Origin of the sequence: Rubrivivax gelatinosus, assembly GCF_016583785.1 — a bacterium.
Lineage (GTDB): Bacteria > Pseudomonadota > Gammaproteobacteria > Burkholderiales > Burkholderiaceae_C > Rubrivivax > Rubrivivax gelatinosus_B.
In genome coordinates this window covers 1-16445 of the sequence record NZ_NRRU01000020.1, presented here as the reverse complement: position 1 = coordinate 16445, position 16445 = coordinate 1, and the positions used below count along the sequence as shown (strand labels likewise).

Annotated in this window: 17 protein-coding genes and 1 tRNA gene; 1 reads left to right on the top strand and 17 read right to left on the bottom strand. The window is 69.4% G+C overall.

Features of this window, described 5'->3' with window-relative positions; all coding sequences use genetic code 11:
* Positions 1-68: 68 nt before the first annotated feature.
* A tRNA-Leu gene (locus CKO43_RS07210) sits at positions 69-153 on the top strand.
* A gap of 104 nt (positions 154-257) precedes the next feature.
* Here the strand turns inward: CKO43_RS07210 and CKO43_RS07205 are convergent.
* The 17 genes from CKO43_RS07205 to ndk form a co-directional block, all read right to left on the bottom strand.
* A complete protein-coding gene (locus tag CKO43_RS07205; protein WP_200228653.1) occupies positions 258-779 on the bottom strand; it encodes a phosphoribosyltransferase in 522 nt (173 codons plus the stop codon).
* Positions 780-805: 26 nt separating this feature from the next.
* Positions 806-2146 (bottom strand): adenylosuccinate synthase, encoded by a 1341-nt coding sequence (locus CKO43_RS07200; RefSeq protein WP_200378265.1) that lies wholly within the window; start codon positions 2144-2146, stop codon positions 806-808.
* 19 nt (positions 2147-2165) lie between these two features.
* Positions 2166-3326 (bottom strand): ATP phosphoribosyltransferase regulatory subunit, encoded by a 1161-nt coding sequence (locus CKO43_RS07195; protein WP_200378280.1) that lies wholly within the window; start codon positions 3324-3326, stop codon positions 2166-2168.
* A gap of 92 nt (positions 3327-3418) precedes the next feature.
* Positions 3419-3601, bottom strand: coding sequence for a DUF2065 family protein (locus CKO43_RS07190; RefSeq protein WP_200228649.1), 183 nt, complete (start codon positions 3599-3601; stop codon positions 3419-3421).
* A gap of 18 nt (positions 3602-3619) precedes the next feature.
* Positions 3620-4516 carry a protease modulator HflC gene (hflC, locus tag CKO43_RS07185; protein WP_200228647.1) on the bottom strand — a complete coding sequence of 299 codons (897 nt, stop codon included), beginning with the start codon at positions 4514-4516 and terminating at the stop codon, positions 3620-3622.
* Positions 4517-4534: 18 nt separating this feature from the next.
* Positions 4535-5785, bottom strand: a complete 1251-nt coding sequence (hflK, locus tag CKO43_RS07180) for an FtsH protease activity modulator HflK (RefSeq protein ID WP_200228645.1) — start codon at positions 5783-5785, stop codon at positions 4535-4537.
* Positions 5782-6951 carry a GTPase HflX gene (gene hflX / locus CKO43_RS07175; RefSeq protein ID WP_200378264.1) on the bottom strand — a complete coding sequence of 390 codons (1170 nt, stop codon included), beginning with the start codon at positions 6949-6951 and terminating at the stop codon, positions 5782-5784. Before hflX ends, hflK begins: the two co-directional genes overlap by 4 nt.
* A 46-nt stretch (positions 6952-6997) precedes the next feature.
* The gene (gene hfq, locus CKO43_RS07170; RefSeq protein WP_200228641.1) at positions 6998-7240 is read right to left on the bottom strand and encodes an RNA chaperone Hfq; all 243 of its coding nucleotides are present in this window, start codon (positions 7238-7240) and stop codon (positions 6998-7000) included.
* A gap of 75 nt (positions 7241-7315) precedes the next feature.
* Positions 7316-8656 (bottom strand): ribosome biogenesis GTPase Der, encoded by a 1341-nt coding sequence (gene der, locus CKO43_RS07165; RefSeq protein WP_200228639.1) that lies wholly within the window; start codon positions 8654-8656, stop codon positions 7316-7318.
* Positions 8657-8666: 10 nt separating this feature from the next.
* Entirely contained in the window at positions 8667-9776 is a 1110-nt protein-coding gene (bamB, locus tag CKO43_RS07160) for an outer membrane protein assembly factor BamB (protein ID WP_200228637.1), read from the bottom strand.
* Positions 9776-10450 carry a YfgM family protein gene (locus CKO43_RS07155; RefSeq protein WP_200378263.1) on the bottom strand — a complete coding sequence of 225 codons (675 nt, stop codon included), beginning with the start codon at positions 10448-10450 and terminating at the stop codon, positions 9776-9778. The genes bamB and CKO43_RS07155 overlap by 1 nt, the downstream gene beginning before the upstream one ends.
* 28 nt (positions 10451-10478) lie before the next feature.
* The gene (hisS, locus tag CKO43_RS07150; RefSeq protein ID WP_200378262.1) at positions 10479-11753 is read right to left on the bottom strand and encodes a histidine--tRNA ligase; all 1275 of its coding nucleotides are present in this window, start codon (positions 11751-11753) and stop codon (positions 10479-10481) included.
* Positions 11754-11799: 46 nt separating this feature from the next.
* Positions 11800-13077 (bottom strand): flavodoxin-dependent (E)-4-hydroxy-3-methylbut-2-enyl-diphosphate synthase, encoded by a 1278-nt coding sequence (ispG, locus tag CKO43_RS07145; RefSeq protein ID WP_200228633.1) that lies wholly within the window; start codon positions 13075-13077, stop codon positions 11800-11802.
* Between the two features lie 28 nt (positions 13078-13105).
* Positions 13106-13981 carry a helix-turn-helix domain-containing protein gene (locus CKO43_RS07140; protein ID WP_200228632.1) on the bottom strand — a complete coding sequence of 292 codons (876 nt, stop codon included), beginning with the start codon at positions 13979-13981 and terminating at the stop codon, positions 13106-13108.
* Complete coding sequence (gene pilW / locus CKO43_RS07135; protein ID WP_200228631.1) at positions 13974-14765, bottom strand: type IV pilus biogenesis/stability protein PilW; 792 nt, start codon at positions 14763-14765, stop codon at positions 13974-13976. Before pilW ends, CKO43_RS07140 begins: the two co-directional genes overlap by 8 nt.
* A complete protein-coding gene (gene rlmN, locus CKO43_RS07130; protein WP_200228630.1) occupies positions 14762-15880 on the bottom strand; it encodes a 23S rRNA (adenine(2503)-C(2))-methyltransferase RlmN in 1119 nt (372 codons plus the stop codon). Before rlmN ends, pilW begins: the two co-directional genes overlap by 4 nt.
* Before the next feature lie 7 nt (positions 15881-15887).
* A complete protein-coding gene (gene ndk / locus CKO43_RS07125) occupies positions 15888-16313 on the bottom strand; it encodes a nucleoside-diphosphate kinase (protein ID WP_200228629.1) in 426 nt (141 codons plus the stop codon).
* Between the last annotated feature and the right edge of the window lie 132 nt (positions 16314-16445).

Sequence of the window (16445 nt, the reverse complement as noted above, 5' to 3'; positions counted from 1 at the left end):
GCAGAAAAATTTGCGGGGGGGCTTGCAGAGTCCATATTCCGATGCTATAGTTCTTTCTTCCCTGAGACGCCCAGATGGCGGAATTGGTAGACGCACTAGTTTCAGGTACTAGCGCTTAACGGCGTGGAGGTTCGAGTCCTCTTCTGGGCACCAAACAAACTGCGGGGTTTCGAAGATTGTCTTCGAAACCCCGTTAGTCTTTTCAGGGGGCGAAAAATAAAAAAGGCCAGCAACATGCTGGCCTTTTTCATGGGCGGTCAAACGGCGAATTTCTTCGCGAGACCGTCGGGGCGCAGGTTGTCGTACTCCTCGAACGGCTGGTGGATCCAGGGGCTGGTCGGCAGCATTTCGCAGTAGTAGTCGGGGACGTAGCTCGAGACGCCCTTCACCCACAGCACCGCAGCGCGCAGTTCGGATATCGACGGCATGCCGCGCAGGCGGTCGACGACGGCGCGCAGCGTCACGCCGGTATCGGCGAGATCATCGACCAGCAGCACCCGGCCGGCGAGTTCGCCCTTGGGCATGGTGATGTACTTGGCCATATCCAGGCGGCCCTGGATGGTGCCGGCGTCGGAGCGGTAGGAACTCGTCGACATGATCGCCAGCGGCTTGTCGAATACCCGCGAGAGGACGTCGCCGGGGCGCATGCCGCCGCGCGCCAGACACAGGATCTGGTCGAACTCCCAACCAGAGGCATGCACCTTGAGCGCCAGGCGCTCGATCAGCAGGTGAAACTCGTCCCAGGAAACATAGAGGTGCTTGCCGTCGTCGGTGAGCATGGATTCTCCTTGTCGCAATCGTGGATTCAGGCGCGGAACGGATGCCGCAGCAGGATGGTGTGGACCCGATCGGGGCCGGTGGAAACCATGTCGATCGGCGCGCCGATCAGCGTCTGCACACGCTCGAGATATCGACGCGCGGCGAGCGGGAGTTGTTCCCAGTTCGTCAGCCCGGCCGTCGTTTCACTCCAGCCGGGCATCGTCTCGTAGATCGGCTGGCAGGCGACGATCTCGTCGGCGTCCAGCGGCAGCACGTCCAGCGTGCGGCCATCGAGCCGGTAGCCGGTGCAGATCTGGATCTCGGGCAGGCCGTCGAGCACGTCGAGCTTGGTGATGCACAGGCCCGAGACGCCGTTGATGATGATCGAGCGCTTGAGCGCGGCGGCGTCGAGCCAGCCGCAGCGGCGCGCACGGCCGGTGACGGTGCCGCGCTCCTGGCCGACGGTCGACAGGTGGTGGCCGACGGTGCCGGCGGTGTCGATGTCGAGCTCGGTCGGGAACGGGCCGCTGCCGACGCGCGTCGTGTAGGCCTTGGTGATGCCGAGCACGTAGTGCAGCAGCCCCGGGCCCAGGCCCGAGCCGGCGGCGGCGTTGCCGGCGACGCAGTTGCTCGAGGTGACGTAGGGGTAGGTGCCGTGGTCGATGTCCAGCAGCGTGCCCTGCGCGCCTTCGAACAGCAGGTTGGCGCCCTTGGCATGGGCGTTGAACAGCAGGTAGCCGACGTCGGCCATCATCGGGCGCAGTTGCTCGGCGGCAAGCAGCGTGGCGTCGAGGATGGGCTGCAGCTCCAGCGCCGGGGCGCCGAGCACGCCGGTCAGTTCGGCGTTGTGCAGGTCGAGCAACACGCGCAGCTTGGCTTCGAGGCGCTCGGGGTGCTTCAGGTCCTGCACGCGCAGCGCGCGGCGTGCGACCTTGTCCTCGTAGGCCGGGCCGATGCCCTTGCAGGTGGTGCCGATCTTGCCGCTGCCGACGTTCTCGCGCTGCGCTTCGCGCGCGCGGTCGAGCGCGACGTGGAAGGGCAGGATCAGCGGGCAGGACTCGCTGATGAACAGGCGCGAACGCACCTCCAGGCCCAGCGCCTCCAGACGCTCGATCTCGCCGATCAGATGCTGCGGGTCGACGACGACGCCGTTGCCGATGTAGCACTTGACGCCCTCGCGCATGATGCCCGACGGGATCAGCTGCAGCGCCGTCTTGCGCCCGGCGATGACCAGCGTGTGGCCGGCGTTGTGGCCGCCCTGGAAGCGCACGACGCCCTGGGCGTGGTCGGTCATCCAGTCGACGATCTTGCCCTTGCCCTCGTCACCCCATTGGGTGCCGACGACCACGACGTTGCGTCCCGCGGTCGGGAGGATGCCTGTTTGCATGGTGTTTCCTTCGGAAGGTTCAGCAGGCGCGAAGCTGCCAGCTGCCGTCCAGCAGCACGAGCTCGCGGTCGCATTCGAAAGCCTGGGTCTCGACCTCGTGGCCAGGCAGCGCGGCGATGACGGTCTCGCCGGCTGCGCGCAGACTGCGCACCGCGGCGCGCAGCTCAGCGTCGTCGCCCCAGGGTGCGCGGATCGCGCGGCCGGCGGCGACGGCCGGCGCCAGTTCGGACAGCGCCTTCAGATCCAGGCTGAAGCCGACGGCCGGCCGGTTGCGGCCAAAGACGGCACCGACCTCGTCGTAGCGGCCGCCACGTGCGAGTGCGTCGGCGCTGCCGCTGCCATAGACGGCGAAGCGCAGCCCGCTGTAGTAGGCGTAGCCGCTCATGTCCGACAGGTCGAAGCCGATCGCCAGCCGCGGGAAGGCGGCACGCAGATGGCGCGCCGTCCACTCGAGCTGCTCGATCGCGGCCGTGACCAGCGGGCGCTGCGGCAGCCCGGTGCGCGCCGCGGCCAGCACCTCGTCGCCGCCGTACAGGCGCAGCAGCGCACGCAGGCCGCGGCGCGTCTCGTCGGGCAGCACGGCGGCCAGCGTCTCCAGCGCCGGCGCGTCCTTCTCGGACAGCGCGGCGACGACGTCCTGCAGCCGCGCGGCGTCCACCGGCGCGCCGGCGAGCACGCCGCGCAGGATGCGCGCGTCGGCCAGGTCTATCGTCAGCGCGTCCAGGCGCGCCGCATGCAGGCAGTCGAGCGCGAGTTCGGTGACCTCGAGGTCGGCTTCCAGACCGGCGTGGCCGAAGATCTCGGCGCCGAACTGCAGCGGCTCGCGCGTCGCGTTCAGGCCCGAAGGCCGGGTGTGCAGCACCGGGCCGCAGTAACACAGCCGGGTCACGCCTTCGCGGTTGAGCAGGTGGGCGTCGATGCGCGCGGCCTGCGGCGTGGTGTCGGCGCGCAGGCCGAGCGTGCGGCCGCTCAGTTGGTCGACGAGTTTGAAGGTCTTCAGGTCGAGTTCACGCCCGGTGCCCGACAGCAGCGACTCGAGGTGCTCGAGCAGCGGCGGCATCACGAGCTCGAAACCGTAGCCGCGGGCCCGGTCCAGCAGGCGGCGCCGGAGTTCCTCGATGCGTCGGGCGTCGGCGGGCAGGACGTCGGCGAAATGCTCGGGCAGGAGCCAAGCTGACAACATTCGAAAGGCCTGGAGCGCTTAAAAAGGGGATTGTACGGGGCACCGGCGGCCGGGTCGCCGATCGGCGACCGCGGCGCAGGGCGGCTGCTTCACCAAAGCGCGAGCAGCAGCAGTCCCAAAGAAATGCAGGCCAGGCCGAAGAAGCGGATCTGCCCGTCCTGCAGCCGCGTCATCTGCTCGAACATGCGGCGCCAACTGGCCGGGCTGGCGAAGGGCAGCAGCCCCTCGAACACCAGCACCAGCGCCAGCGCACCCCACAAGGCATCGGACACGGCCCGGGCCCAGGGGCGTCAGCGGCCCTTGCCTGCCGCCGCGGCCGGCGCGTCGCCGCCGCGCATCGCGCGGAAGAACTCGCTGTTCGGGTCGAGCACCATCACGTCGCTCTTGGAGCGGAACGAGGCGCGGTAGGCCTCCAGGCTACGGTAGAAGCGCGCGAACTGCGCGTCGCGGCCGAAGGCCTCGGCGTAGAGCGCGGACGCCTTGGCGTCGCCCTCGCCCTTGATCTTCTGGGCGTCGCGATAGGCCTCGGCGAGGATGATCTCGCGCTGGCGGTCGGCGTCGGCGCGGATCTTCTCGCCCTCGGCGGCGCCCTGCGAACGCAGTTCGTTGGCGACCTGCTTGCGCTCGGACTCCATGCGGCGGTAGACCGAGTCGGTGATGTCGGCAACGAAGTCCACGCGCTTGATGCGCACGTCGACGATCTCGATGCCGAAGCCCTTGGCCTCGTCGGAGAGGCGGCTCTTGACGTCGTTCATCACGCGTTCGCGTTCGGTCGCGAGCACGCCGCGCACGGTGCGCTTGGTGATCTCCTCGTTGAACGCGGCCTGCACCACCGGCGCCAGCCGCGACTCGAGGTTGCGGATGTCGGTGCCGTTGTTGCGGATGAACTGGCGCGGCTCGGTGATGCGCCACTTGACCAGCCAGTCGATGACCAGGCTCTTCTTCTCGGCGGTGAAGATAGGCCGCGTCTCCGGGCTGTCCAGCGTCTGCACCCGCTTGTCCAGGAAGACGACGTTCTGGAACGGCGGCGGCATCTTGAACTTCAGGCCGGGTTCGGTGACGACTTCCTTGATCTCGCCGAGGGCGTAGACCACGGCCACCTGGCGCTGGTCGACGACGAACAGCGTCGAGGCAGCGAGCATCAGCGCGACCAGCACGCCAGCGACAAAAATACCGATTCGATTCATGGGGCGCGTGCTCCTGGGTCAGCGGCCTTCGCGGTCGCGGGCGCGCGCGGCGTCGCGGGACCGGATGTCGGAGCTGCCGCCCAGCGGGTCGGGCGTGCTCGCCGGCGTCGGCACCGCCACCGGCGCCTGGGGCGCGGCGGCAGGGCCGGTTTGCTGGATCAGCTTGTCCAGCGGCAGATACAGCAGGTTGGACCCGCTGCGCGAGTCGACCATCACCTTGCTGACGTTGGAATAGATCTGCTGCATCGCGTCGATGTACATGCGGTCGCGCGTGACCGCCGGTGCCTTCTGGTACTCGGCCAGCACCGAGCGGAAGCGCTGGGCGTCACCCTCGGCCTGGGCGATGACGCGTGCGCGGTAGCCCTCGGCCTCCTCGGCCAGGCGCGAGGCGTTGCCGCGTGCCTTCGGGATCACGTCGCTGGCGTAGGCCTGGCCTTCGTTCTTGAAGCGGTCGCGGTCGGCACCGGCCTTGACGGCGTCGTTGAACGCGGCCAGAACCGCATCGGGCACCAGGACGTTCTGGACGTTGACGTTGGCGACGATGATGCCGGCACGCAGGCGATCGAGCTGGTTCTGCACCGATTTCACGAGGTCGGCAGCGAGCGCGTCGCGCTGCTCGTAGAGCACCGAGTCGACACTGCTGCGGCCGACGATCTCGCGCACCGCCGATTCCGCGGCCTGGACCACGGCCTCGTCGGGGTTGCGGTTCTCGAACAGGTACTGGCGCGCGTCGCTCAACCGGTACTGCACGGTGAAGCGGATGTCGATGATGTTCTCGTCCTGCGTCAGCATCGACGAGTCGCGCAGCCCGGTGGCCTGGACGACGGTGCTGCGGCCGACCTCGACCGAACGCAGCTGCGTCACCGACACCGTCTCGTGCGCCTGGATCGGGTACGGGAAGCGCCACTGGAAGCCGGCGTCCGCCGTGTGGCTGTACTTGCCGAAGGTGGTGACGACCGCCTGCTGGCCTTCCTGGACGATGAAAAAGCCGCTGCCCAGCCAGACCAGCACGACGACGGCCGAGATCAGGCCGATGCCGATGCCGGCACTCTTCATGTCGGGCTGGAACGACGGGCCGCCGGAGCCGCCGCCGTCGTTGCGGTTGCCGCCGCCGCCCGCGCCCTTGCCGCCGAACAGGCCGCTCAGCTTGCGGTTGAAATCGCGCCAGAGTTCGTCGAGGTCGGGCGGGCCGTCGTTGCGGTTGCTGAAGACCCAGCCTGCCAGCGCAGCGCGCAGCCGCGAGACTCGAAACGGTGGTGTGTGCTTCATTCGGTGATGATCAGTTGCGCCTCGCGCGCGGCACGCGCGGCGTCGGCGACGACCTGGCGCAGGACATCGAGCCCCTGCCCGTCGCGCGCGCTGACGAAGACGCGCGCTCGGCGCACGCCGGGATGGGCCTCGACCTCGTCGAGTGCCTGGCGCGGACGCCGGGACTCCTCGAGCAGGTCGCACTTGTTGTAGACCAGGACCTGGCGCACGCCCGCGGCGCCGATCTCCTCGAGCACACGCTCGACCTCGGCCTGCTGCTCCGGCAGCGCCGGGCTGGCGGCGTCGATGACGTGCAGCAGCAGGTCGGCGTCGGCGGCCTCGCGCAGCGTCGCTTCGAAGGCCTCGACCAGCTTGTGCGGCAGGTCGCGGATGAAGCCGACCGTGTCCGACAGCGACACCGACATCTCGGCTTCGCCCAGCCAGAGCGAACGCGTGGTCGTGTCCAGCGTCGCGAAGAGCTGGTCGGCGGCGTAGCTGCGCGCCTTGACGAGCGAGTTGAACAGCGTCGACTTGCCGGCGTTGGTATAGCCGACGAGCGAGACGCGGAAGGTGCCCCGGCGCTCGCGCGCCCGGCGCTGCGTGCCGCGCTGCAGCTTGACCTTCTCCAGCCGCGCCTTCACCGACTTGATGCGGTCGCCGATCATGCGCCGGTCGAGTTCGATCTGGGCTTCACCCGGGCCGCCGCGCGTGCCGATGCCGCCACGTTGGCGCTCCAGGTGCGACCAGCGCCGCACCAGCCGCGTCGCCATGTACTGCAGGCGCGCGAGTTCGACCTGCAGCTTGCCTTCGTGGCTCTGCGCACGGGCCGCGAAGATGTCCAGGATCAGCGAGGTGCGGTCCGCGACCGGCACGCCCAGATGCTGCTCCAGGTTGCGCTGCTGCGCCGGCGACAGCGCCTGGTCGAAGATGACGCCGTGTGCCTGGGTCGCGGCGACCATCGCCTTGACCTCGTCGGCCTTGCCCGATCCTATGAACAGCGCTGCATCCGGCGCCTTGCGGCGCGCGGTCACGCGCGCGACGGCGACGTCGCCGGCCGATTCGGCCAGCAACGCCAGCTCGTCGAGGCTGGGGTCGAAGTGGCTGCCGGCACCGAGATCGACGCCGACGAGCACGGCGCGCGTCGGGCCGCTCTCGTGCGACAACGTCTGCGGTGAAGCGGAACTCAAGGCTTGTGGGGCGACGGGTCTGGGTTGACGGGCCGGGGGCCGGGCTTCAGGCCTGCTCGGGCGTTTCGTTCGGGTGGAAGTTGACCGCGCGACTGGGCACGACGGTCGAGATCGCGTGCTTGTAAACCATCTGGGTGACGGTGTTGCGCAGCAGGACGACGTACTGGTCGAAGGATTCGATATGGCCTTGGAGCTTGATGCCGTTGACCAGGTAGATCGAAACCGGCACGTGCTCTTTGCGCAGCAGGTTCAGGAAGGGGTCCTGCAAAAGTTGGCCTTTGTTGCTCACGATATGCTCCGTGTTAGAGGTCGAGTCGCCCACGTTATCACACAGGGGCAACCCCGACGGGAAAAGCAGATTGCCTCAGGGGCTGCGGTCGTCGAAGGGGTTTTTCGCCGAGCGGAACTCGATCCGCATCGGTGTCCCCACGAGTTTGAAGTGCTCGCGGAAACGCCCTTCCAGAAAACGTTTGTAGGCGTCGGTGATGTGTTCCAGCGAATTGCCGTGGACCACCACCAGCGGCGGGTTCATGCCGCCCTGGTGGGCATAGCGCATCTTCGGCCGGAAGCGCCCGTCGCGGCGCGGCGCCTGGTGCTGCACGGCGTCGATCAGCAGGCGCGTCAGCACCGGCGTCGGCATCTTCACCGTCGCCGAAGCGTGCGCCTGCAGGATGGCCTTCCAGAGCGCGCTCAGGCCGGTGCGCTTGCGGGCCGAGATCTGCAGCAGCGGCGCGAACTTCAGGAAGGCCAGGCGGCTCTCGATCGAGCGCTGCAGCTGCTGGCGCTGGTACTCGTCGGTCGCGTCCCACTTGTTGAGCGCCAGCACCACCGCGCGGCCGGACTCGAGCACGTAGCCGGCGATGTGCGCATCCTGCTCGCTGACGCCGATGGTCGCGTCGACCATCAGCACGACGACGTTGGCGTCGGCGATGGCCTGCAGCGTCTTGACGACCGAGAACTTCTCGATCGCCTCGAAGACCTTGCCCTTGCGCCGCAGGCCGGCGGTGTCGATCAGCTCGAAGCGACGGCCCTCGCGTTCCAGCGGCACGCTGATCGCGTCGCGCGTCGTTCCGGGCTGGTCGAAGGCGACCAGCCGCTCCTCGCCGAGCCAGGCGTTGATCAGCGTGGACTTGCCGACGTTGGGGCGGCCGGCAACGGCCAGGCGAATGGGAGCATCCGGATCGGGCTCTGCCTCCTCGGCGTCCTCGTCGAAGGGGAAGTCCTCGAGCGCAGCTTCGAGCAGGCTGCGGATGCCCTGCCCGTGCGCGGCCGAGATCGGATGCGGGTCGCCGATGCCGAGCTCGTGGAACTCGGCCAGCAGCGGCGACTCGACCATGCCCTCGGCCTTGTTCGCCGCCAGCAGCACCTTCTTGTGCTGGGTGCGAAGGAAACGCGCGATGTCGTGGTCCTGCGCCGCGAGGCCGTTGCGCACGTCGACGACGAAGATCACGGCGTCCGCTTCGGCGACGGCCTGGCGCGTCTGCTTGGCCATCTCGGCGACGACGCCGGTGGGTTTGTCGGGCTCGAAGCCGCCGGTGTCGACGACGATGAACTCGCGGCCGTTCAGGCGCGCATCGCCGTAGTGGCGGTCGCGCGTGAGGCCGGCGAAGTCGGCGACGATGGCGTCGCGGCTCTTCGTGATCCGGTTGAACAGCGTCGACTTGCCGACGTTGGCCCGGCCGACGAGCGCGATGACGGGTTTCAAATGGAAGTCCTCAGTTCGGCCGGAAGGCGTGCAGCCCGCCCTTGCGGGTGACGACAAGCATCGTCGTGCCCGAGAGCACCGGCGCCGCGACAACCGGCGAGCCGTCGGTCGGCAGGCGCAGCTGGGCCTCGCCAGTGGCAGCCGACAGGAAGTGAACGTAGCCTTCGGCGTCGCCGAAGACGACGCTGGGGCCGACGGCCAGCGGCGCGCTCAGGCCGCGGTAGAGCATCTTTTCGTTGCTCCAAAGCACTTCGCCGGTGTCGGTGCGCCAGGCACCGACGCGGTCGGTGCCGTCGGCGCCGAAGATCGCAGTCACGTTGCCGCCGATCGGCTGCGTGCCGCCGACGTTGCGCGACCACAGCAGCGTGCCCTTGGCCACATCGGCGCAGGCGACCGCCGACTGGAACGAGCGCGCGCAGATCCGGTCGCCCAGGCGCAGCGGCGGCCCGAGCAGGTCGGCCAGGCGTTCGACCTCGTTGGTGCCGCGCGGTGCGGCCATTGCCACTTCCCACTGCACCGAGCCGCGCAGCGGATCGAGCCCGGTCAGACGCGGCCCCTGGCCGACGACCAGCGTGTCCTTGAACGGCACGACGATGCCAGCCTGCGACAGCGTCAGCGCGTCGCTCGGGCGCTGCAGCTTCCACAGGCGGCGGCCGTCGAGCACGTCGAAAGCGTGCACGACACGGTCCACGCCCATCACGAAGACACGTTCGCCGGCCACCAGCGGCGCGGTCACGACACGCGAGGACAGGCGCTGGCGCCAGACTTCACGCGCGCCTTCGAGCACGACGAGTTCGTTGCCGACGGTGACGACGGCGTCGAAGCGCCCGTCGCTGCCGACACCGGCCGCAAGCTTGGCGGCAACCTTGGCACGCGACAGCTCCTGGCCGCTCTGGGCGTCGAAGACGACGACCGAGCCGTCGCTGCCGGCGACGCGGAACTTGCCGTCGCGCACGACGACCGTGAGCGGGAACTCGACGCTGTCCAGGCGCGCGCTCCAGACCTCGCGGCCGGCGATCGTCGGCTTGAAGGACTCGAGCGCCATCGGCTTGGGCTTGGACGAGCCGCAGCCTGCCAGCACGCCGGCGGCGACCGCCAGCACGAGGGTGAGGCGGCGCATCACGATGCGGCTCCGGAAGCCGCGGCCGCCGGCGCCGGGGAGGCGCCGAGCGCGGTGAGCTTAGCCTCGATCAGGCGCTTGTAGTCGATCTTGTCGTCCATCGCCTTGTACGCGGCTTCGTAGGCGGTGCGCGCCTCGTCGCTGCGGCCGGCGGCGGCAAGCACGTCGCCGCGGCGGTCGGCCACCAGCGCCTCGAAACCCGCAGCCTTGGCGCCGTCGAGCTGGGCCAGCGCCGGCTCGAACTGCTTGGCCGAAGCCAGCAGCGCCGCCAGGCGCAGACGCGCGATCGTGCGGTATTCGTCCTCGACGGCCTTCTCGGCGACCCAGGTCAGCGTCGCCTGGGCGGCTTCGACCTGGCCCTTCTCGAACTGGACCTTGGCGGCTGCCAGCCCGCCCTGCTCCGCGTAGGCGGTGCCGGGGTAGCGCTCCTTCAGGTCGGCGAAGATGCGGCCGCTCTTGTCGGCGTCGCCGGCGAGCGCGGCGCGGTCGAGTTCGTCGTACATCGCGCTCGCCTTCAGCGCCTGGCCACGCTGCCAGTAGTTCCAGCCGTTCCAGCCCGCATACGCGGCCAGCGCGGCGATCAGCACCCAGGTGACCAGGTTGCCGTAGCGCTTCCAGAACGCCTTGAGGGCGTCGAGCTGCTCCTGCTCCTGCAGGTCGAGTTGTGTGGCCATGTCGGTGATGCGGACGAAAAACGGTCGATTATGCGGGGAGCAGTTCGCTCGCCCAGGAGGCGGGGTCGGCGATGGTACGCGTGCACTGGGCCGCGGCGGCGTCGCGCAGCGGCTTGACGGCGACCTCGCCCCGGGCGAGTTCGTCGCCGCCGAAGATCAGCGCGTAGCGCGCCTGGCTGGCGTCGGCCTTCTTGAACTGCGACTTCATGCTGCCGCCACCGGCGTGCAGCTGCACCGAGACGCCGGCGCCGCGCAGCGCCTCGACGACACGCACCGCCTGCGGCAGCGCGGCGGCGTCGGGCACGACGGCGTAGGCGTCGGGCACCGGTGCCGGCGGCGCCACGCCCAACTGTTGCACGAGGTCGAGCACACGCTCGATGCCCATGCCCCAGCCGATGCCCGGCGCGGGCTTGCCGCCGATCAGCTCGACGAGGCCGTCGTAGCGCCCGCCACCGCAGATCGTGCCCTGGGCGCCGAGCTTGTCGGTCACCCACTCGAAGACGGTCAGGTTGTAGTAGTCCATGCCGCGCACCAGGCGCGGGTTGACGCGGTAGGGCTGGCCGGCGGCGTCGAGGATGGCTTTGAGCGCGTCGAAGTGCTTCAGCGAGGCTTCGCCGAGGTAGTCGATGAGCTGCGGCGCGGCCTCGACCATGGCCTGCATGTTCGGGTTCTTGGTGTCGAGGATGCGCAGCGGGTTGCTGTGCAGGCGGCGGCGCGCGTCTTCGTCGAGCAGCTCGGCGTGCTGCTCGAAGTGGGCGATCAGCGCCGCGCGGTGCGCCTTGCGCTCCTCGGGCTGGCCCAGGCTGTTGATGTCCAGCCGCACCTCGCCCAGGCCCAGGTCCTTCCAGAGCGCGCGGCACATCAGGATGACCTCGGCGTCGACGTCCGGGCCACCGAAGCCCAGCGCCTCGACGCCGACCTGGTGGAACTGGCGGTAGCGCCCGCGCTGCGGCTTCTCGTGGCGGAACATCGGACCGATGTAGAAGAGCCGCTTGCCGCCCTCGTACAGCGCCGAATGTTCGACGATGGCGCGCACGACGCCGGCCGTGCCCTCGGGGCGCAGGGACAGCTGGTCGCCGTTCATGCTGTCTTCGAAGGAGTACATCTCCTTCTCGACGATGTCGGTCACCTCGCCCAGCCCGCGCACGAACAGCGGTGTGTGCTCGACGATGGGCGTGCGCACGTTCAGGTAGGCGTAGCGGCGCATCAGCGCGCGCACGGTGTCTTCGAACCACTCCCAGCGCGCCGACTCGGGCGGCAGGATGTCGTTCATGCCTTTGACGGCAACGATCTTCTCGGCCATGGGAAACAGGTTGCTGCGGCGGGCCGGCGGCCCGCCCGAAAGAGGATCAGGCCGCGGTCGCGGCGGCGCCGAAGCGGCGCTCGATGTAGTCCTCGACGATCTTGTGGAACTCCTGCGCTATTGCCTCGCCGCGCAGCGTCAGCGCCTTCTCGCCGTCGATGAAGACCGGCGCCGCCGGCGCTTCGCCGTTGCCGGGCAGGCTGATGCCGATGTCGGCATGTTTGCTCTCGCCGGGGCCGTTGACGATGCAGCCCATGACCGCGACCTTCAGGTTCTCGACGCCAGGGTAGCGGCTCTTCCACACCGGCATCTGCGCACGCAGGAAGTCGTCGATCTGCTTGGCCAGCTCCTGGAAGGTGGTGCTGGTCGTGCGGCCGCAGCCCGGGCAGGCGGTGACGCTGGGATTGAAGGTGCGCAGGCCCAGCGACTGCAGGATCTCGCCGGCGACGACGACCTCCTGGGTGCGCGCCTCGCCCGGCTGCGGCGTCAGGCTGACGCGGATCGTGTCGCCAATGCCCTCCTGCAGCAGGATGCCGAGCGCGACGCTGGACGCGACCGTGCCCTTGGTCGCCATGCCGGCTTCGGTCAGGCCCAGGTGCAGCGCGTAGTCGCAGCGCAGCGCCAGGCCGCGGTAGACCGAGATCAAGTCCTGCACGCCGCTGACCTTGCAACTGATGACGATCTGGTCGGGGTTCAGGCCGAGCTCGCGCGCGGCCGTGGCCGAGCTCAGCGCCGACTGCACCAAGGCCTCGTACATCACCTGCTTACCGTCCAGCGGCTGGGCGCGGTGTGCGTTCTCGTCCATCATGGCCGCGAGCAGTTCCTGGTCCAGGCTGCCCCAGTTGACGCCGATGCGCACCACCTTGTCCCAGCGGCAGGCGGCCTCGACCATCATCGCGAACTGGCGGTCGCGCTTGTCGCCCTTGCCGACGTTGCCCGGGTTGATGCGGTACTTGGACAGCGCCTGGGCCATCGCCGGGTACTCGGTGAGCAGGCGGTGGCCGTTGTAGTGGAAGTCGCCGACCAGCGGCACGTCGATGCCCATGCGGTCGAGCTGCTCGCGGATGTGCGGAACGGCCTCGGCGGCCTCGGGCGTGTTGACGGTGATGCGCACCAGCTCGGAGCCGGCCTGGGCCAGTTCCTTCACCTGGATGGCGGTGCCGATGACGTCGGTCGTGTCGGTGTTGGTCATCGACTGCAGGCGCACCGGTGCGTCGCCGCCGATCGTGACGACCCGGTCGCCCCAGACCGCACGCGCCTGGCGCGAACGGCGCGCCAACGGCGCTGCACAGGGAATGGTGGCGGGCGTTTGCGGAGCGTTCATCGAAACCTCACTGCTATGACTGCTGCGCTCACTGCAGCTCGACGCGGGCGACGGCGTTGCGCGTCAGCGGCGTCAGGTCGACCGGCTTGCCGCGGAAGCTGAGCCGCGTCGCCGGCGCGTTGCCGATTTTCAGGCGTATCGGTGTCTGGCCGTCGACACCGACGGTTTCCCCGGCCAGCAGCAGGCGCGAAAACAGCACCTGCCCCTTGCCGTCGAAGACCTCGACCCAGGACGGCTCGTCGGCGCGCAACTGCACCAGCGTCGCCGGCGCACCCACCGACGCCGCCTGCTCGATCGCCGGCGCGTCGTGCACCGTCTCGACCATCGGCTGCGCGGCCACTGCCGAGGCCGGCGCGGCGGCCACCAGCGCCGGTGCCGCCGGCGTGGCCTCGGCCACCGCGGCGGGCTCGGATGCTGCGGCCTCTGACGCCGCCGGCGCCACGGCCTGCGCCGGCTCTTCGGCCGCGGGACGCTGCTGCCAGACATCGCCCGGCAGGAAGTAGACGACCGCGGCGGCGACGAGCAGCACCCCGCCCGCCCAGGCCATCGGCCGGACCGCGCCCAGGTTCACGCTCGGCAGGTCGGGCCCCGAACGCTCACGGAAAGGCGCGTTGAGGTTGCCCACGACGTGGTCGAGTGACGAGGTGTCGGTCAGCGGCAGCCGCGCGAGCACCGGCTGCGGGTCGGTCTTGAGCGCGCGGCAGACGGCATGTGCCAGCGCACGCGTGAAGGCGGCGTCGGGCAGCAGCGAATACTGATCGGCCTCCAGCGCCTCGAGCTTGGCCACAGGCACCTTGATCGACGCGGCCAGCGCCGCGATGTGCAGGCCCTGCTTCTCGCGCGCGGCGCGCAGCAGCGCGCCGGCAGAGGCTTCGGGCGCCGGGGGAGTCACGGAATCAGTCATCGAACCGGCCTTGCTCGAACAGGACAGCTTCGGGGGATTGGGGGAAGCGGTCGCGCAACTGGCGGCCGAACTCGCGCATGGACACCAGGTTGCCGAGGCGCCGCTCGATGCGGGCGGCCAGCCACAGCGACTGGGCGTTGGACTGCGGTGCGACCGCATTGACACGCTGCACGTAGAAGCGCGCACGTTCCAGGTCGCCGCGGCGGTAGAGCACGTCGGCGAGGTTGTAGGCGGTCGACGGGCTGGACGCGTCGAGCTGGAAGCTGCGGAACAGCGCCACCTCGGCCTCGGCCCAGCGGTTCTCGCGCGCGTCGCAGACCCCCTTGGCGAGCAGGGTGCGGGCCGCGCCGCGGTACTGCGGCTGCGCCAGCGCGCCGTCGAACTCGCGGTCGGCGTCGACGTAACGGCGCTCCTGGCACAGGAACCAGCCGTAGTTGTGACGCATGTCGGCGTCGCGCGGGGCGAGCGCGAGCGCGCGCTTGAAGCTCTCCTCGGCCAGCGCCGGCTCGCCGAGCGCGGCGTAGATCAGGCCACGCAGCCCCAGCGCCTCGGGCATGTCGGGGCGCGCCGCCAGCGCCAGCTTGACCTCGTCGAGCGCGGTCGTCGTCTGGCCGCGCGTGAAGTAGGCCGAGGCTAGCTCCAGGCGCACACGCGCGCGGCGGTCGGCGTCGGTCTGGTCGGACGCGGTGCGGATCTCGCGGCCGCCGTCGACTGTGGTCGGCTGGGCGACACAGGCGGCGACGACGGCGCTGAACAGCAGGAGCAGAACTGTCGCCAGCCTCACCGTCCGCCCTCCGCCGCGGCGATCGGGATCGTGCGCCGGCGCTCCAGCAAACGTTCGCGCGCCCGGGTGCGATCCTGCACCTCGCCGGCAAGCTGGCCGCAGGCGGCATCGATGTCGTCGCCGCGCACCTTGCGGATCGTGGTCACGAAGCCGGCGTCCTGCAGCAGCTTGGCGAAGGCCGTCACGCGGTCACGCGGCGAACGCTTGAGCCCCGACTCGGGGAAGGGGTTGAACGGGATCAGGTTGAACTTGCAGGGCACGCGCCGGCGGCGCACCAGCTGCACCAGTTCCTCGGCTTGCTCGGGCGCGTCGTTGACGCCGTCGAGCATGCAGTATTCGAAGGTGACGAAGTCGCGCGGCGCGGCCTCGACATAACGCACGCAGGCGTCGAGCAGCGCGTCTATGCCGTCCTTGCGGTTGATCGGCACCAGCATGTCGCGCAGCGCATCGTTGGGCGCGTGCAGCGACACCGCCAGCGCCACCGGGCAGTCTTCGCGCAGGCGGTCGATCATCGCCACCATGCCCGAGGTCGAGACCGTCACGCGGCGGCGCGACAGGCCGTAGCCGTGGTCGTCGAGCATCACACGCAGCGCCGGCACGACGGCGGCGTAGTTCTGCAGCGGCTCGCCCATGCCCATCATCACGACGTTGTCCACGACCCGCTCGCCATCGGGTCCGCGCAGGCGGTGCTCGGCGTAGCGCAGCTGGGCGATGATCTCGCCGGTGCTCAGATTGCGGCTGAAGCCCTGGTGCCCCGTCGAGCAGAAGCGGCAGCCGACGGCGCAGCCGGCCTGCGAGGACACGCACAGCGTGCCGCGGTCGTCCTCGGGGATGTAGACGGTCTCGACGGCGTTGCCGCCGCCGACGTCGAACAGCCACTTGGTCGTGCCGTCGGCCGAGACGTGCTCGCTGATCACGGGCAGCGACTGCACGAGCGCCGCGCCGGCGAGCTTGCCGCGCAGCGACTTGGCGAGATCGGACATCTTGTCGAAGTCCGACTCGCCCTTCTGATGGATCCAGCGGAACAGCTGGACGGCGCGGAAGCGCTTCTCGCCCAGGCTGTCGCAGAAGGCCGCCAGCCCCTCGAGGTCGAAATCGAGAAGATTGACGGCCATCGCAGACTCAGCGGCTGTAGACGCTCATCGCCGGGAAGAAGAACGCGACCTCGACGGCCGCCGTTTCCGGGGCGTCGGAGCCGTGCACGGCGTTGGCGTCGATGCTGTCGGCGAAGTCGGCGCGGATCGTGCCCTTGTCGGCCTTCTTCGGGTCGGTCGCGCCCATCAGCTCGCGGTTCTTGGCGATCGCACCTTCGCCTTCGAGCACCTGGATCATCACCGGGCCCGAGATCATGAAGCTGACGAGGTCGTTGAAGAACGGACGCGCCTTGTGCACGGCGTAGAAGGCTTCGGCCTCGGCGCGCGACAGTTGCGCCAGACGCGCGGCAGCGATCTTCAGACCGGCGCCTTCGAAGCGGGCGTAGATCTGGCCGATGACGTTCTTGGCGACGGCGTCAGGCTTGATGATCGAGAGGGTGCGTTCGATGGCCATCTAAAAATTCTCCTTCAATCAAGGACTTGGCAAAGCTTTTGATTCTACCGCGAGGGACCGCGGCAGAGTTTTGACACAGCGCGCGATCCAGCAGGAACGCCAGCGCCGGCGCGAGATCCCCGAGGACGGCCC

What these genes read in the sequence shown, in the direction of transcription:
- CKO43_RS07200 (WP_200378265.1), bottom strand. Translation starts at nt 2,146, where the DNA reads ATGCAAACAGGCATCCTCCCGACCGCGGGACGCAACGTCGTGGTCGTC.
- rlmN (WP_200228630.1), bottom strand. Translation starts at nt 15,880, where the DNA reads ATGGCCGTCAATCTTCTCGATTTCGACCTCGAGGGGCTGGCGGCCTTC.
- hflC (WP_200228647.1), bottom strand. Translation starts at nt 4,516, where the DNA reads ATGAATCGAATCGGTATTTTTGTCGCTGGCGTGCTGGTCGCGCTGATG.
- CKO43_RS07140 (WP_200228632.1), bottom strand. Translation starts at nt 13,981, where the DNA reads ATGACTGATTCCGTGACTCCCCCGGCGCCCGAAGCCTCTGCCGGCGCG.
- hflK (WP_200228645.1), bottom strand. Translation starts at nt 5,785, where the DNA reads ATGAAGCACACACCACCGTTTCGAGTCTCGCGGCTGCGCGCTGCGCTG.
- CKO43_RS07205 (WP_200228653.1), bottom strand. Translation starts at nt 779, where the DNA reads ATGCTCACCGACGACGGCAAGCACCTCTATGTTTCCTGGGACGAGTTT.
- ispG (WP_200228633.1), bottom strand. Translation starts at nt 13,077, where the DNA reads ATGAACGCTCCGCAAACGCCCGCCACCATTCCCTGTGCAGCGCCGTTG.
- bamB (WP_200228637.1), bottom strand. Translation starts at nt 9,776, where the DNA reads ATGCGCCGCCTCACCCTCGTGCTGGCGGTCGCCGCCGGCGTGCTGGCA.
- hisS (WP_200378262.1), bottom strand. Translation starts at nt 11,753, where the DNA reads ATGGCCGAGAAGATCGTTGCCGTCAAAGGCATGAACGACATCCTGCCG.
- ndk (WP_200228629.1), bottom strand. Translation starts at nt 16,313, where the DNA reads ATGGCCATCGAACGCACCCTCTCGATCATCAAGCCTGACGCCGTCGCC.
- CKO43_RS07155 (WP_200378263.1), bottom strand. Translation starts at nt 10,450, where the DNA reads ATGGCCACACAACTCGACCTGCAGGAGCAGGAGCAGCTCGACGCCCTC.